The sequence below is a fragment of the Paenibacillus periandrae genome, from assembly GCF_022458865.1.
Lineage (GTDB): Bacteria > Bacillota > Bacilli > Paenibacillales > NBRC-103111 > Paenibacillus_S > Paenibacillus_S periandrae.
The window spans coordinates 41,742-58,946 of sequence record NZ_JAJNMU010000014.1; the positions used below are offsets into that span (position 1 = coordinate 41,742).

Below are 17,205 nucleotides of genomic sequence, written 5' to 3' on the forward strand. Positions count from 1 at the left end.
TTCTATTTATGTATTTTGCTCAAACACACGATTAAATTTAGTGGAAATCTTCCTTTTTAAAATGGGAAAGAACTTTGTCACCCTGTATTTGATTAATGCCCTCTTACGCTGGACAGCAAAATCATAATCTAAAAACCAGTCTAACAAATCCTTATGTACAATATTTTGGCGATTTTCCCTCATTCGGTTTTGAATGATATTCCAATAAATATTAATAAATGTGTGGGTAAAAAACTTAACTTCATTATCCAAAAAACTTTTTACATGTTCGGAAAAATGGCTTGGAATATTAAATCCATAGTCCCTGGGCTCTTTTCCTTCAGCAATGATTGCCAAAATTGTTCTTAAACATTTTTCACAATTACAGCAATTTTCTCTATTTTTAAAACAAACTCTTATATTCACTGATTCCTCAGAAGCCGAATAATAGTCTACCATAAACTTAACCTTATCCTGCCTAGTTAATTCGTAACCATCATGAAACACACTACCGGAAGCATATTTAATTTTATTGTCCACTGTAGGATCAGAAGCACATGCAACTTTATAGTATGGAGAGTTCGAGCTTGCAATGTATATGCATTTTACTTTAAGTTTAAAGGCTATTGGGATGGCCGCAGATATAATTGCTAAGCCATGATGTAAACCATGCCACCAAGAATCTCCTAATTTTCTCGAAAAGTCATTATCGATATTCACGGCATTCATAAAGCTTCCATAATTAGATTGTATAAGGATGTTTTCTAATCCATGCTCCTTTGCAAACTGTATCGCATTCTCTTTATCAGCCTCCCATACTTCACTATCCTGAATATCGTTCTCATGCCAACCATACTCAGTAATTAATAATGGTTTTTTGTTCTTGTTTCTTATAAATGTAGTAAGCGCATCAAGGCCTCCGCTGAACAATGCGGCCGCCTCGCGCTCATATTTGTAACTGTTTTTTGTAATTTTATCTACAACCATTGTGCCTTTAAACTTAACGTTCGGAAACATATTTTGATATGCATCCCTGATAGGATTTAAACTTTCGTAAAAAGATTCATCTATTTCATTCATGCAGATCGTTGCGTCAGAAATCCATATGAGCGGAATGACATTGGCAACGAACGGAATCGTTAGAATGCTTTTGGGGATATCTGTAATGTCGAAATTGTATTCAAGGAACATATGATTTTTTCCTTTAAAATACTTTTGCAGGTTCCCGGTAATACTAAAAAAGTAGTCCACTCTATTATCTTTCACAAAGACTTTATTAAGAGTTATACTGTTCATACTATCAACCTCTTTCATCTTTTATGAACCATTCACTTCCGATACAAAGACCATTATTTAAATTGGTTTAACCACTTGTTTACAATATCGAAATTCACGTTCACCTCTGTTACTATATCTGAATTAATCATATTTTCCAGGTTACTAAGCTCACTTCTGTCAACGAGGTTAAGATTATAGGTTTCCTTCATTCCCCGGGCTCTTTCATCTATTGCAATTATAATTGAACGCTTTTTATGCCTCATTGCAAATATACCACCATGTAGCCGCGTTCCAATATAGTCAATATCTTTATTAAGAATGGCTTCGTACTCTTCCACAGAAGGTGGAATCACTTTAATATTTTTTGTATTCTTAAAGCATTTGAAATATTCTAAATCATGCTCACCTTGGATCCAGTAGTATATATGCTTATAATTTTTGTTCAAAATATCAATCAACATCTGATCTTCTTTTAAAGGTTGTATAGAAGGATCCGGAGTAAGAGTGAAGATAACGGAGTCCGACTTTCGGGTTGGAATTTCTTTGCAAAACTCGGGTGTAAGAGACCATAATGTCGCACAGCCTGTATTTAACGCTTTAAAGCCCATTTCCTCCAAAAATTTCTTTGTTCGTTCATCTCTAACGCTATGTATGTATTCATGCGACAATACTTTCTTGTATAACATTTTTGTATACCTGTTAATCTCATTGCCTTTACCGGCACCAACTCCAACTAAAATACTTCCTTTTAATGGACCGTAATTAAATATATTAATATTCCATTGAGGGAAGTGGGTAAGCATATTCATGGTTAATAAATTTGAGCCTCCGACAAACTTATATTTAGCATTACTGAACATCTTAACCACATTGGATCCTCTGGCTACTTGATACCAATGAAAAGGTGATACATGCGTCGGTAACGTGAGGACATTGGTATGTTTAGTTATGTTCAGCAGCTGATATCTTACACACTTCATAATAATATCGTCTCCCTTATTAAAGGAACCCACAGATGTATCTAACATTAAAACATTTTCCATGAAAATAAATACCTCCTAGATTTTTATGAAGTTTATGATCACCTAATTATCTTGTATAGCTTATTCACTTCCGCTTCGTTACTATAACTGCGCTGACATGAATTATTCGCAATTTTGTTCCTGAAGTCGACATCTTCAAACATTCTAGTAATACCCTCAACAATTCCATCAACATCCATTGGACAAATATGTCCATCAAAACCATCCTCAAGCTGACTTTTTGCAGTAGGGAAGTTTGTAATAACGACTGGCTTACCGAGAATTTGAGCTTCTGTCACTGTAATTGCCTTGCCTTCGTATCTGGAGGGTTGAACATAGAGGTCGCATGCTTTGATATATGGATATGGATTTGTTTTTTTGCCTAATAACACAAAACTATCTTCTAAGTTGTATTTGGTTATTAACTGCCTTAGTGTATCCTCATAGCCGCCATATCCAATGACATACCACTTGATATTAGTAAAACCTTTATCATGCAAAACCCTAAGTGCTTCTATCGCCATATCAAATCCCTTGGTATAAGATAATCGTCCTACAGATAAAACATTAAAACTTTCATCATTTTTTTCTTCAAGGGAGTTATGACTATTAGACATTTTTTTTATAAAATCAGGTGAAGTTATATTTTCAATCCCTACAATTTTATCCTTTAATGAAGGATACTTGGTTAAAAAAGAATTTGTACAAGCATCTGATATCGAAGCAATATAATCGAATTTGTTCCAAATATGAAAGTCCAACTCATTATCTATTTCTAATTGGCTGTAATCGGTATGAATCCAGGCTATCTTTTTAGTAGCATCTACCTTACTGATCATAATGTCATGCGGCCAGGCATAGCTGATACCCAGTTCATATTTTTTTTGTATTTTAGGCATTAAATAAGATAAATATTTTAAAACAAGCTGCATTTGGATATACCCTGATCCTTCTTGCAAGCCCCTCAGCTTAGATTTTACACTTGCAATTATTTTACATAGGATTCGAACGATAGAAGTGGAGTAATGCCCCTCCCTGATACATTGAATAATGGGTTTTCTAAAAACGGTATACTTGTCTATCTGAGGCAGAATATTAACTTTACTTGGTATCAAATTCATAAAATCTCCTGCATGATTAAAAATAAATAAATCCACATTATACTGATGATAATCAAAGCTTTCCAACAAGCTGATTAAGCTTCTCTCTATACCGCCTATTTCCATATCATAAATCGAAATCAACACATTTTTTTTCATTTTATCCCCCGCTATGAACATGTCTATCGATCGTGTAGTTTATATAAGCGTTCTCTCTTTTATTTAAAAACAATGTGTTAGAAGGAACATTCCCCTTTACAACACTTCCAGCAGCAATAACAGCATTGTCACCTATTGTCGTATCCCTTAAAATAACTACATTAGAACCTATCCAAACATTTCGCCCTATGATTACCTCACCCTTAATTAGATGGCCATCTGTAGCATTTTTATAATTATGGTCATGATCATTTATACATACATTAGGGGCTATTTTAGTATTTCTGCCAATTGAGATCTTGTATACACAATTAATATTACAGTTATCATTTATGAATACTTTCTCCTCAATATTTAACTCACCATTAAAATCAATTCTTATGCTGGCGTTTTTTCTTATAAACACAAATTTACCTATATTTACTTTTGAATTTTTATTAAAAATTTCTACTCTGCTATTGGCCTGAAGGAAAAATATGGAGGAATTTAAATTTTTAAAATAAACTAATTTATAAGAAAAACCTCTAATGATTCCTATTAAATATGAAAGATTCATTATTACTGTTAAATAAACACCCCTAGTTCGACATTCTGCAATAAGCACCACAACTATTTTTCTCAATACTGGGATCATAATAGTTCTCCTTAATACTTCGTATCTCATTTATATATTTTCCTTAGCCTTGCAATATTATTGCCACCTATTATTTTGGATAGAGCTACTTTCATATTACTTTTAAATCTCGCTTTAGGGGGCAGCCAGCTCTTGTAAAAATGATGCATGGTGTAAGAATGCTCCGTTATCAATTTGCGGCAGTTGATATAATCATAAGGAGAAAAGTAGGTTTGAGGATAAAAGGTGCCAATACCGTCTAATTCCTGATATTCCCCATTGAATTGAAGTCCAATGTCCCCCAGCATCCTTGTAATGATAGCTACATTCGTTAATTCGTCGTGGCTTCCATCTGGATTAATAAACGTTTTGTTCTGGTAGCTGTCCAAAAAGCGTTGGATCAGCTTGTTGCCTTTGGCTGCTCCTATCGTACTCGTAGCAATAAAATTTTCCTGCTCGAACCCCCAAAAGGATTCGTGATGCAGGAGATCATCAAAAGGCTTGAATACTTCCACGTCCGTATCCAGATAGATACCGCCCATCGTGTACAAAGCGTATACTCTGACATAATCGCTGACAAACGCGAATTTTTTCGATTCATAAGCCTCACTCACATATGCGTTGCAGTGGATATCAAAATTTTGTTCATTCCACTCGATAATGTCATACCCGGATAAGTTTTTATGCCAGCTGGATATACACTTCTTAACAATGTCCGGTTTCTCTTTCCCGCCAAACCAGCAATAGTGAATCTTATTCGGTATGTTGTGACGATTTGAAATCATAGCCCATTCTCCTTCATCATGATCTTGCAGGTTCATCATAGGTGAAGCGGATTCGTTACACCGAACAAGATGTTTCTTATTGAGAACAAAAGTGCAAAAAGGTATTCCTACAACAAAACGTATAGGTGTATACTCTCATTTTAGTTCTTTATTGAGAACGTGTCAATACAGTATTTGCTAAACAAGAACTACCGGATAGCCCTCATTTTGGAATCATGCATTTGTTTGCCCAGCAACTTCGAAAATAACCCATCTCTGTCTGAAGCCAATTGGTTAAATATTCCTTGCTGAACGATGTTCCCTTTGTCCAGTACGATTACTTGATCCGCATTGCGTAAAGTCGTCAACCGATGGGCAATCACAATAATCGTCATCGTACCCTTTAATTGATCCAGCGCATCCTGAATTTTGGCTTCATTCTCTGTGTCCAAGGCGCTAGTGGCTTCATCCAGTATAAGAATGGAAGGCTTGCGTAATATAGCCCGGGCCAGAACAAGCCGCTGTCTTTCGCCTCCTGAAAGTCTGATTCCGCGATCTCCGATGAATGTTTCCAGCTTCAACGGCAGCTTTCGGACAAATTCAGCAGCAGCCGAAAAATGAAGCGCCGTCCACATCTGCGCCTCAGTGGCATTGGGATCAACCAAAAGCAGATTTTCTCTTATAGTGGCATTAAACAGCACCGGATCTTGCGGAACATAACTAATACCTTTTCTGAGATGCAGCAGATTATCACGGGTAAGCGGAACACCGTCAATTAGCACTTGACCGTTTTCTGGCTGTAACAGTCCCATCAGAATGTCGATTAAGGTGCTCTTGCCAGCACCTGAGCGACCGATAACGGTCGTCATTTGTTTAGCGCGAATATGTAAACTAATATCCTGAAGAGCATATACCTGCTCCTGTCCATTATATCGATAATGGATATTGCGGACTTCAATCCCCTCTTCGATAGGTATCGGCTGAATGTTCGTGTAGCCCTCCGATCCTCTGACTTCCCTAGACTCCACACATTCGGTCTGCAGCTGCCTGAGTGCTTTAAATGCCGGAATTTCTGCGGCGAGCTGCTCCAGATTGGATTGAATTCCCGTAAATCGCGGCCACAGCCTGGAAAATATAAGGATAATCAGCAACAGCTGACCCCCTTGGACATGGAACCATACCGCAGATACATAAACAAAAAAAGCAATGATCAATGCTGCTGTAATTTTGTAATACATCTGTGTATTCGATCTTAATCGGGCATGCTCCAACCGTTCGATTCCTACCCTCTGGCACCATTCCTGCAGCCAGCTATTACGTGACTCTTCGAGCATATTGCTTTTAATATCTTTAATACCATTAATATGATCGGTAATTCCTCCAATATAGCTTCGCGATAAATCCGAAGTTTGATTGCCGATTTTTCTTGACCTTTTAATAAATCTACGAGAAAAGAAAGCCATGATTGCACCACAGCATAGAACAAAGATCGTCATTTCAGCAGACAGCCAGAAAGCTATACCAACCTGTATGAGCGTAAACACGAGCGAAGCCAGGAATTGTAAAAATACGTACGTCCCGTTCGCAACACGCCCCAATTCCTCGGTCAACGAATTGATAAGGTCAGACTTTCTTTTTTTAATAAAAAACTCCCAGTTGGCTTGCAATAAATGCCGGTATGTCTCCATTCGAATGTGATTAATAAAACCGATATTGATCTTGATGTCACGCAGACTTAAATTTCTTTGTATCAATGATTGACCTATAAGTAATACAAGATAAGCACCCAAGATCAATAACAGACCCAACGGTTTGGGGATATTCTTCAGAGATTCGAATATGGCCAGATAAGAAGACATCATACCGATATTAATGTCCTGAATGCCGCTAAAGCTTAGCAAAGGAATTAACAACAGGATACCCATGCCTTCCAGTAAACTGATGATCACCATCCCTAATAGGTTGATGTACAATATTTTTCCGGAAAAAGCATGCATTTTTTTTGTGAAATACAGGATATGCTCCATTAGATTCCTTCCTTCGATACAACATTCTTTTTTGTTTTTCTCCACGCCCATAACAGAGGTCGCAGAACAAAATAAAGGAAATGCAGCCGATGGGGCAGCGGCAACGTATCCGCATCCTCCGGGTAAGGGTATAAGAAGCTCAGGACGAACAACATCTTGTGCTGATAGGACATCAAAGAGAACAAATGATGCTTATGATACCTAGACACCTCGATAGGTATAGGATAGGAATGAAGGTTCACCATTTGACGTATATAAAAAAGCGCATCTTGGGCCAAGCGCTCTCCACGTTTTCTCTCGGATAGGGATCGCATTTCTGCTGTCAAAGGAACATTCAGCAACTGCGAAACGAGTACAAGTGCCTGCGCTCCGATATGCAGCTGATTGTATTTGGCGAGAAGTCGAATGAGCTTGGTCCAATCTATTGGCTGCTGCACCATTCGATCCATATCAACGAGCCATCGAAGTCGGGACCAGCCATGACGCGCGCCATGGGAAGCCAGAAACAACAATAAATCCTCTCTCCCTAAATAATAGATAGGATTATTGGTCATGGTGCTGATTCTTTTCCTTTCCCATAATTCATGAAAGCTCGGCTCCTTACCTGGCCCTGGACCTAATCTCCAATGGATTTCAAGCTTGATTTTCTTGCTCGGGTGGAAAAAGGTAATATGATGATGTCGCCATTTCCAATCATTAAGTACTGTTTGAATGTAATCATCCTGCACATACCCCAGATCTTCGAGCAACCGCTGCGCAGATTTTAAATCTTTTAACGGTAACAGGATATCCAGATCCCCAGAGGTCCGCAGGGAAATATCTCCATAAAGGTCTGCTGCCAAAATCGGTCCTTTCAGAATAAGTGTTCGGATCCGGGAGGCTGCGAATAGCTTGCTCACATGCTCCATCTCCGCACTTAAGTGAAGCATTTGAAACGTATTCCAATGGTAGCCTTTATGAAGCGCCTCGATGACAAACGGGGGTATCCATGCAGGCTTTGTTTTCTGAAGTTTTGCAGAAAGAACCGGATATACCCGATGGTGCTGGGTAAGCTTCAAAAACCGTTCCCAGTTAATATCGGCCAACTGCTCCTGAGTATGGAACAGCGTGCTTGTCGTATCTTCCCTGCCGATTAACGAAAGCAATAGCTTCAATTCTTTAGGAAAGAGCGACATGTCCAAACGACAATCGATGCCCATACTATTCTCCTTCATTTTTGTTGTTCGCGTATACGTTTTGCAAATTTCCCAACGACACCAAACCGCTCCATTCCCTCTGATCCTGTAATCAGAAACGGACCGCTGCGCAGCCATGCATGAGCAATCATCTTGCTGGATTCATCCCTCGCTGTTCCTAAATAAAGCGTGCTTTCAATTTGACGTCTTTCCAGCATTTTTAATGCAGCTATAGCCCTGACCAAGCACCTGCTTTCCCATAAGGTATGTTCACTCATAATGTGGATCGCACCCTGTACTCTGGCCAAAATAACCATATCCTGATGAAGCCTCTCATACGTGGTTTCCTCCATAGGATCACCGAGAGAAGGAGCAATCCGGGAAAATGGAAACGAAATAAGAATACGCGACCACCCTAAATAAAAAAAAGCTTCCACAAAAAAAAGCATTGTCCTTCCGTCTAAGGCCAAAAGCTTTCTCACTTTACTTACGATACCCATAGGTTGTCCTCACCCATTGAACTGGATAATCTCTTCTTCCAATAAATGCTCCAAAAAGGAAACCACCCGCTGCTCACATTCGCTTTGTTCTACGTTATATTCCGTCATTAGTGTACTGACAATTTGCTGGACAGTTACTGGTGTAACAAGAAGATCCCATATCCTTCCCCCAACCTCACCCAAATTGTAGTACTTGCCATTATGGACACTTAGCATAACCTTTTCCGTACCCATGTCACTGACAATATTATCTTTTCCTTGGATCAGACTATCATGTAGCGAAATGTTTTGGCTTTTGATCATCATGTATTCCTCCCCATATAGGTCTTTCCTCGTAAGTTCCGGATTGTATGGCGTCCAATACTAGAGCTGCTAAAAGAGGGGCTGTAAAACCGGAGGTGGGTCTACGCAACTGGAACATGCTAATATGATTGACGATTGCAGCTGAGGTTTGAAAATGCCATTTTGTTAATCCCAATTGTGGGACAAAAAATTGCCGGAAGGTATGGCAGAAAAGAGTTTGAAATCGATCCATTTTTTCAATTCGAACGATATCTGCTTGAGGATGATCGTCTTTAACCAGTTCAAAAACGCCTGCTAAAGGTAAAGGATCTGGATAATAACTGGTGGTGACTGGGATGTTATATTTGGTTTCTCGCCCGTACACCGATCGATAAGAATTAGTTGTCATGCCAAATTGGTCCAAGCTCTCCTGCCATAGCTTTTGCTGCGGATAAGAGGGTGTCACAACGGCCGCTTGCTCCTCCTTGCTCAGTGATACAGCAATGACATCATCGCTTAACAATGGATATCCGAGGCTTATGAAGGCTGAGGCTAAGGTCGATTTGCCTGCACCCGATTCACCAACAATCGCATAGGCTTTTCCATCAATCGCAATTGCACTGCCATGTAACGGATAAATACCTCGTTGTAATAATAAGGCGCCCATGCACGTCCCCAGCACGTAAAGACGGATTAAATCCTGGTCTGCATCATGGACAGGGGCTACGGTAATCGTTCTGCCATCCTGAATACAATAATAAGCATTGTTTGGAATATAAAACATCACTTGATTCGGTTTGACCACATAGGTGTTCGGGGTGGCGTCTAACTCATGCTTAAACATCCCTTTGCCATCATTAACAATATGAACATCGCATGGCTCCATTGGCGTATCCAGCCCTAACAGCTCTGGCAAAGCCAGTTCACTAGCAATTCGCAGGCCAAATGCTTTATACATAAACCTTTGTTCCGTCTCTATCATTAGGCTCACTCCAAATGGTCTCGATGATGTAAAAAGTCGTGTTAAAAGCCCTTTATACTAAGCTACCGATGAAGTAAGAGGGCTTTTAACACATTTAATCCTTAAGTAAGTAATTAACTCCAGGTCAGTTCATTAAAAGGAGTACCATCTGCAAAAGTTGCATCTAGTTTTGTAGGAGTCTTGACGTTAAGCATAGTTTGATTAACATCAAGAACTTCCAATTCTGGTGTTTTCCATTCTTTCTTTTCTGTCAGTTTCATTTATACCACCTCCTCTCATGTAAAGCTGTTAATAAATCGACCTACAATCAAGCTGCGCATTAGAATTCTGTAATCTTTGTCATAGGCTAATTCCGGTCGAACGCCTTCTCGAATCTTCGAAAGCGCCGACCTGACCACTTGACCATCCAGAAATTCTAAAGCCCTTTTATTCGTGCTGAGCTGTTGGGCTTCTTCAGTAAATGCGGACCAATGGGGAATCATGCGATGAACCCAATCTGATCCTTGTACGCCGCGAACACGTTGATTTAACCTGACTTTATCGGGTAGTAATGCTTCGGTTGATCTACGGATCAACGACCGATCCTGCCCATTTTGCACATATTGGTTCTCCGGTACGGATAAGCAAAAGCGAACGACCCGAATATCATTCGTCGGATCACGCTTCCATAACGAATAACGTAAGGAAAATTTCGTCGAGAAGGTATTCGTCGCATTCCAGGTAAACAAATCTGCAAAATGCTTGTTCTTAAGCTCAAATAAATCTGTGGACGTGTACCAGCCTGTTCGATCCATGCCATATTCTTTAAGCCTGCTGAATACATCCGTTCTTTGTGCAAAGTCCGAGTTGATCAGCACAGGCAGCTGATAAGGGACGCTCGAGGGAAAAAGTCGTTCTATGAACGGGAAGGCTACCCGGGCGATAAGCGGCAATCTACGGTATCTGCTTCCACCGGCAATATGGCTGTAATGGTGCAATTCTTGCGCGAGACGAACCCACTTTAGTTTTTTTAACAGAACCGCATAGTAATCAATCGCTGAACCCCAGGATATCGTTAAATTCCCTCTTGCACCACTTAGCAAGATGCCGATATCTTCCTCATGGGCTTTTTCAAATATTCCTTTTAACCAGAAGGAGTTTTCAAAAAATTTATATGGCATTTCCATCGTATCGAGCAGCTCTTGAACATCCGACAAGGAATTTCTTCCTTCAAAATCCAGGTAATGATCCTTAATACCTCCCACGTGCCGTACTGTTGATTGGATATAGGGACTCTCGTCGGCTACCGAAGATTTTGGCAAAAAGTCTTTAAAATCCTTGGGAGGAATATAACTGAATGTATGTAATCGTTTGTTCTCCAAACTCAGAGCCCTGACCGCAAAGCTTACTACTGAGCCCGAGTCCAGCCCTCCACTGAGCTGCGACCCAATCTGCCGATTTGTACGCAACCGTGAGGTCACTGCTTTTTGGAATATTTCCTGAAAGGCTTCGGTGTACTCCTCATTGGATTTAAGCCGCAGTGGCTCGCCCAAGGTTAGTGTGCTGTATCTCGTAAGCGTTACTTGATTTCCAGTAATGACAATACTATGAGAAGGAGGTACCTGTTCGATATCCTGATACACCGTTGATGTTAAATCAACAACATCGACTAAACCGGTTATAGCCAAATATTCAGCTAGCCATTGTTCATTAAGCTCCCTCTTTACATAGGGTAACGATAGCAGAGGCTCGATAACTGTGCAGAAGGCAAACCGTGTACGATTCCTGTAATAGTAGAGAGTACGGCTTCCCGAAAAATCTCTTGCCCCGAAGAGCTGCTGCTTTTTCTCATCCCAAATCATAAAAGCAAAGTCGCCCACTAAAAATTTTGGTGAATCTGCTCCCCATCTATGATAAGCAAGCAGCACTAGTTCACTATCTGACATTTTCACTCTTTGGTTACGTTCCACTTGCAGCTTATCAAACAATTCTTCGCGATTATCAATGATAGCATCTGCCGTAATCGCCAGCTGCCGTTCTTGATCATAGTAGGGAAGCAGCTCGCCAACCGATTCTGGTGTAATCCATTGTGCGTGACACCCAAGAAAGATGCGTCCGCTATTCCAGGATTGAATGTCGTTGGCAGGATACTTTTGCAGGGTTGTCATTAAACAAGTGCTATGTTCTATGCTTACGGGCTCTTGATCGAAATGATAGATTCCAGTTATTGCGCTCATGCTTCCCTCCACAATCATGCATAATTGATTATTTGAAGCTATCTCAATTGTTCTCATTTAAGAACTAATATTCACATCTTAATGTGAAATTAAACAATAATATTTATTTTAATAAGAAATATCACTTTGACAGCTTATTAATTGTTCTTTATAAAGAACGATTTTAGAATATCATTATCATTTCAGACTGTCAATGCTTTTTTTCCTTTTATTTAAAAATATTCTTTTTTTTGAACAACTCGTATGATCGTAGACAGGGCCAATGGTAATAAACCATTGACCCCCGTATACGAATTTCACTCCTTTAGCTATCGTTCTTACTGCTTAAATGTGGCGACCAACCGTTCAGCCTCACCAAAGGACGTTTCAACCGTTTCATAAAAACGAAGGGTGCGCGAGTAGTCCCATATCTCCGAGTTGAAGTTGAACGTCTGCATACCGCTGACGAACTTATTTTCGCCAGTGAACGCAAGTGTCTTCGAGCCTATGATTTTACCTTGAGAATCAATAAGCTCCACCTTCATTTTGGGAAAGCTTTGATCAACGACAACTTCTTCCTGAAGGTTAATATCCATATCCAGCTTAAGTCTGTATGTGTTATCCTTGCCTATGCCCATAAATACATCTATGGCCCAGTTGTTCAATTTTACGTTAAATGGAAAGAACAGCAGCTCGGTATCCGACTTTTGTGGTTGGACCTGTGTTTTAAACGTAGCTATTGGAATCTTATAGGGGGTGATCGTTTCACCATCGGCAATTTCCATCGCCAATTGTGCCCCGGTTTCCGTACTCGGCAGGACAAATGAATAATAAATCACATAGCTTACATTGGGAATAAGCGTTTCTACGATCGTCGTTTGTCTTGTGCCTGTGTACTTGTTTCCGTTAGCGCTCATCAATTCCGCCTGAAAGCGAGGAACAGGAGTCGGACGGTCACTTGTGTTTTGCAGCTTGAATTTGGCAACGGCTACCTTAAAGCCACCTGCCGTGCTGGTATGCATCTGAAGAGACGACATGGAGATGGCAACCTCCGGTTGAATGACTTTATTCAACGGATCAAGCCGAATCCTGTTATTCCATATGTAAGGCTCCAATTGATCGATGAGCTTAACGGCACTATTCTCTGTAGGCAAATTAATCATCAGCTGACCGATCGAATATGGAATCGACGTTTTATCATCCACCGTATATACTTCTGGAGTAAGTACAGACAAGCTGCTCAGCTTGACCTTGTCGCCTGCCGGAATGGCAAAGTGAATATAGCGCTGCTCACCCGGTTCCAGTGTTATCTTCCCCTGCTCCAGCCTCTTTCCGGTGTATACCTTTTTATCGGATTTACCATCGACACGAAAATCCGGAATCGTTTTTTTCATATCACTTTTATTTGCTGCCAGCAGCCCGACGATGGTCATTGGACCCTGCAGCGTATTCTGCTCCGTCATACGAACGGTCTTATATTCGAGCGAATTCGACAATACAGAAATCGTGAATGGCTCCCCCCAGTTTTTGATTGCAGCCGGATCCGCCGAAATTGCATCCGCTCCCCTCCATTCTATGGAGGAAACAGGAATCGCCGTAATGGTCCGCTCCAGTCTAGGGGAAGCATATTCGTCAACATCAACCCAAACAAGCTCAGATACGGAGAAGCTGTCACGTCTGTCCACCATAACCATAAAGCTTAATTCCACCACTTCTTTGGGTTGAATAGCAATTACGTTGGCAGCACTAGAGCGCATGATGTAATCAATACCCTCCGTCGTCCTGGCTCTAACCTCCAGGTCCGGAACCCTTGTCAAGCGCGTTCCTTCATTATACATACGGACAACTGCGATTATTGTGGTCCCCTCGGGGGTTTGTTCATTAAGGACACTTTTTACCGCTGCTTTTATTGAATCCGATACATGATAACTTTCCTCTTGCTCGTTAGCCATTACATGCAGCGGCACGCTTGGGATCAACAAGGAGACTAATAAAATGAACGTCATTATCGTTTGCTTCCACATCATTTTCAATTATGTTCACTCCATATTCATTTTGGCACTTCCACAGCAGCCCGCTGAACCTTTTCTTTGTCCCTTAATTGACTTGGATTGGATATGACAACCTGTTCACCCTCACTTACACCAGAGAGCACCTCTTGATCCGGTTCGTTAACCCTGCCAAGCTGTAACTTACGTTTTTCGACAGAATCGCCTACGAGTACGTATACATAGGAATCCTCCCCTTGCTTGACAATGCTGTAAGTTGGAACCGTCAATACGATTTGATCCTGCTCTTCAGTCAACTGCAGCCATACCTTCATTCCTGGCTTTAACGTCATCTCTTTATTGGGCACATCCAGATTGATTTCATATGCCTTTGATTCAGGTTCGATGACCTTGGAAAGAAAGCTGATCCTGCCTTTATATTTTTGTGTGGTTCCAGGCAAATAATAGGTCAGCTCGGTTTTGTTGCTCACATATTTGGCTTCTTCGGTGGATAGCATCGCCTTGATTTTAATCGGATCCAGCTTCTGGATCAGGCCAATTTTACTGCCCGGCTGCAGCGTCATTCCTGCTTCCAGATTCATTCCCGTTAAAATCCCGCTTGCTGGTGATTTGATATCGAGGTAGGACATCGACTGCTCGACCTGCTGTAAGGAAAGCTGAGCACTTTTTAGCTGCGTTTCCATATCAGACAAGGAATCGCCAGAATCCTGTATACTTTGCTTTTGTCTTTGTTTCAGTTGATCCAGATCCATTTGAGCATTTCTCAGCTGAACGTCCATCTGATACAGTTGGGCTTTCGTAGCTTTTCCAACCTCATAGTCATTTTTCAGCTTATTATAATTTCTTGTCATGTCGCCCAGTCCCATCTCCAACTTCAGAATGGAGTTGTTCAATTCACGTTTCTGGGTTTCCATGTCTTTTCGAGCTTTTTCCCTCGATTTAGTAATCGCAGTTTTAATCGTTTCAACGGCAAGCATTGCCTTTTCCTTCTCAAAATTCGCGTCAACCGAATTCACTCTAACGATGACTTCTCCTTCCTGAACCCATTCTTCGCGGTTTTTCAGGACCTGTCCGATGTCTCCTCCGGCCTTCGCAATAATATCAAATTGAACAGAGGATAGAACGTCCGCAGCATGCTCAACCGGATCACCGATTTTCTGTTTCCCCACCTTGTACAGCTTTACGCTTTTCAAAGGCTGTTCCTGTACGGTAGCACTGGTTTCATGACTTAATGGGATCGTTTCTGAGCAACCTGCAATAATCGTAAAGCTTATTGCCAAAATACTGACAGTTTTCACGACCTGCCTATATGGTCTGCGTCTTTTTTTTCTCATCTGCTAAGAGTCCTCTCCTAACATCATTTTATAAAGTCCATCTTGGATACTTGTGCTATACATAGTCATCTGTATCCTGGCTGTTGATTTTATTCATAACAACCCCTAACAATGTGGCCTTGGCGAGCATTAGCTCGTCTTTCACTTTTTTGCCCTCCTTGCGTTTAACCTTGCCATATTCGACAACCAGCAGGACCCCATCACACTTGGATGCCATTACTTTAGCATCGGTTAACATTAACACTGGCGGCGTATCGATAATAATCAGATCATAGCTGCTCTTCAATTGTTCCAGAAGCGCGTTCATCTGTTTCGAGGCGAGCAATTCGGAAGGATTAGGTGGAATAGCTCCGGCTATAATAATCGATAAGTTTTCCACGTACGACTCGTGTATGATTTCATTCATAGTACTTTTACTTGTAAGATAGCTCGTCAGCCCTCTGCTGCTATCCCCGCCAAAGGCAATATGGATGGACGGTTTACGCAAATCAGCGTCAAGCAAAACCACTTTCTTGCCAATCTGTGCATAGGCAACCGCCAAATTGAGCGCCGTCGTTGTTTTCCCTTCTCCTCGATTAGCGGATGTAATAACGATCGTCTTGACCTCGTGATCAAAGTTCGTAAATTCGATATTAAACCTTAAAGACCGATATGCTTCCGAAGTAAGCGAATTTGGATTAATCTGCATCACAATAGGGGGACTAGTGGATGGTTTTGGCATAGGCTTCTTCTCCTGTTTTCGTTCGCAATTTCTTTTTTTTAGGTGACTTCAACTCTTTTTTCTTTATCTTGGGTATATACGCAATGATTGTGAGTTCCATCACTTGACGAATATCCTGATCTGTTTTCAAAGTATCATCCAAAGATTCCAACAGGACAATAATTCCGATAGAAACCAATAAAGAAGCCACAAAACTAAGAATAATATATTGGTTGGACTTTTTATTCACCGGAGAGGGGTCATCCTGCAGCTTCGCTCTATTCAATATTGTGATGTTATCAGTCTTCATAATCTTGGGAACTTCCGCTTGGAACACGTCTGAAACGGCGTTTACGATTTTCACAGCCTGTTCTTGAGAATAATACTGGACAACGATCGTCATTACCTGTGTTTCACGTAAGTCCGAAACCGTAGTGATATAACTGAGCTGTTCAGCAGATAAATTGATATCCGGGTACCGTTGAACGACTTTATCCATAATTGCCGGAGTTTTTATAATTTCTTTATACGTATTTATGAGTGCGAGATTAGTGCCAATAGCACCGTAATCGATTCGTTCCTTGCCCATCTGATCCTTTTCGGCAACCTTATTAACAATTAATTTAGTAGATGCCTGATATAGCGGTCTATAATTATAGGTACTGTACATTGCTGTTAATGATGTTGATACAAGAACGATGACAACTACAAGCCATAAACGCTTCCTTATAATTATAAAATATTCATTAAGATTGATCTCCACGATTCCCCTCCAAAGGCAGTCATCTTTCCCTATTTTTACTGCAATAAAATGATAATAATGATACTATTTGTAACATTGTCTACAATGCTAACTGTATGATACTTTTTGTATCATGTCAACCATATTTTTCGCCATATACTCCGAATTGTATCAAGTTATACAATGAATTTCAGAGATCATTTAAAATATTAAGGTTAATTCTAAAATTAAAGGTCGACCATCCAAAAATAGTTTTTTTTGATAGATGGTAATTTTTAGTATTCAAATCTAAAAATTTGATGTATGATTCTTTATAAAGAACATATGATTAAACTATTAATAAA

At 40.4% G+C, this 17,205-nt stretch carries 16 protein-coding genes; all 16 read right to left on the reverse strand.

Annotation, left to right across the window (positions count from 1 at the left end):
* Nucleotides 1–6: 6 nt before the first annotated feature.
* Nucleotides 7–1,275, reverse strand: a complete 1,269-nt coding sequence (locus LRL21_RS23140) for a peptidase (protein ID WP_240418169.1) — start codon at nucleotides 1,273–1,275, stop codon at nucleotides 7–9.
* Nucleotides 1,276–1,328: 53 nt separating this feature from the next.
* Entirely contained in the window at nucleotides 1,329–2,300 is a 972-nt protein-coding gene (locus LRL21_RS23145) for a polysaccharide pyruvyl transferase family protein (RefSeq protein ID WP_240418170.1), read from the reverse strand.
* Nucleotides 2,301–2,338: 38 nt separating this feature from the next.
* Nucleotides 2,339–3,538 (reverse strand): glycosyltransferase, encoded by a 1,200-nt coding sequence (locus LRL21_RS23150; protein ID WP_240418171.1) that lies wholly within the window; start codon nucleotides 3,536–3,538, stop codon nucleotides 2,339–2,341.
* A 1-nt stretch (nucleotide 3,539) separates the two neighbouring features.
* The gene (locus tag LRL21_RS23155) at nucleotides 3,540–4,172 is read right to left on the reverse strand and encodes an acyltransferase (RefSeq protein ID WP_240418172.1); all 633 of its coding nucleotides are present in this window, start codon (nucleotides 4,170–4,172) and stop codon (nucleotides 3,540–3,542) included.
* 26 nt (nucleotides 4,173–4,198) lie between these two features.
* Nucleotides 4,199–4,936 (reverse strand): glycosyltransferase family 32 protein, encoded by a 738-nt coding sequence (locus LRL21_RS23160; protein WP_240418173.1) that lies wholly within the window; start codon nucleotides 4,934–4,936, stop codon nucleotides 4,199–4,201.
* A 188-nt stretch (nucleotides 4,937–5,124) separates the two neighbouring features.
* A complete protein-coding gene (locus tag LRL21_RS23165) occupies nucleotides 5,125–6,942 on the reverse strand; it encodes an ABC transporter ATP-binding protein (protein ID WP_240418174.1) in 1,818 nt (605 codons plus the stop codon).
* Nucleotides 6,942–8,141 (reverse strand): nucleotidyltransferase domain-containing protein, encoded by a 1,200-nt coding sequence (locus LRL21_RS23170; protein WP_240418175.1) that lies wholly within the window; start codon nucleotides 8,139–8,141, stop codon nucleotides 6,942–6,944. Before LRL21_RS23170 ends, LRL21_RS23165 begins: the two co-directional genes overlap by 1 nt.
* Nucleotides 8,142–8,152: 11 nt before the next feature.
* Complete coding sequence (locus tag LRL21_RS23175) at nucleotides 8,153–8,617, reverse strand: lasso peptide biosynthesis B2 protein (RefSeq protein WP_240418176.1); 465 nt, start codon at nucleotides 8,615–8,617, stop codon at nucleotides 8,153–8,155.
* Nucleotides 8,618–8,626: 9 nt separating this feature from the next.
* A complete protein-coding gene (locus tag LRL21_RS23180) occupies nucleotides 8,627–8,923 on the reverse strand; it encodes a lasso peptide biosynthesis PqqD family chaperone (RefSeq protein WP_240418177.1) in 297 nt (98 codons plus the stop codon).
* On the reverse strand, nucleotides 8,889–9,881 hold the full coding sequence (locus LRL21_RS23185) for an aldolase (RefSeq protein ID WP_240418178.1): 993 nt from the start codon (nucleotides 9,879–9,881) through the stop codon (nucleotides 8,889–8,891). Before LRL21_RS23185 ends, LRL21_RS23180 begins: the two co-directional genes overlap by 35 nt.
* A gap of 113 nt (nucleotides 9,882–9,994) precedes the next feature.
* Complete coding sequence (locus tag LRL21_RS23190; RefSeq protein WP_240418179.1) at nucleotides 9,995–10,141, reverse strand: paeninodin family lasso peptide; 147 nt, start codon at nucleotides 10,139–10,141, stop codon at nucleotides 9,995–9,997.
* Between the two features lie 15 nt (nucleotides 10,142–10,156).
* Nucleotides 10,157–12,097, reverse strand: coding sequence for a lasso peptide isopeptide bond-forming cyclase (locus LRL21_RS23195; RefSeq protein ID WP_240418180.1), 1,941 nt, complete (start codon nucleotides 12,095–12,097; stop codon nucleotides 10,157–10,159).
* Nucleotides 12,098–12,414: 317 nt separating this feature from the next.
* Nucleotides 12,415–14,109, reverse strand: a complete 1,695-nt coding sequence (locus tag LRL21_RS23200; protein ID WP_240418181.1) for a hypothetical protein — start codon at nucleotides 14,107–14,109, stop codon at nucleotides 12,415–12,417.
* Nucleotides 14,110–14,126: 17 nt separating this feature from the next.
* On the reverse strand, nucleotides 14,127–15,419 hold the full coding sequence (locus LRL21_RS23205; protein WP_240418182.1) for an efflux RND transporter periplasmic adaptor subunit: 1,293 nt from the start codon (nucleotides 15,417–15,419) through the stop codon (nucleotides 14,127–14,129).
* Nucleotides 15,420–15,474: 55 nt separating this feature from the next.
* Nucleotides 15,475–16,107 (reverse strand): CpsD/CapB family tyrosine-protein kinase, encoded by a 633-nt coding sequence (locus tag LRL21_RS23210; RefSeq protein ID WP_240418183.1) that lies wholly within the window; start codon nucleotides 16,105–16,107, stop codon nucleotides 15,475–15,477.
* Between the two features lie 13 nt (nucleotides 16,108–16,120).
* Nucleotides 16,121–16,882 carry a YveK family protein gene (locus tag LRL21_RS23215; RefSeq protein ID WP_240418184.1) on the reverse strand — a complete coding sequence of 254 codons (762 nt, stop codon included), beginning with the start codon at nucleotides 16,880–16,882 and terminating at the stop codon, nucleotides 16,121–16,123.
* Nucleotides 16,883–17,205: the final 323 nt, after the last annotated feature.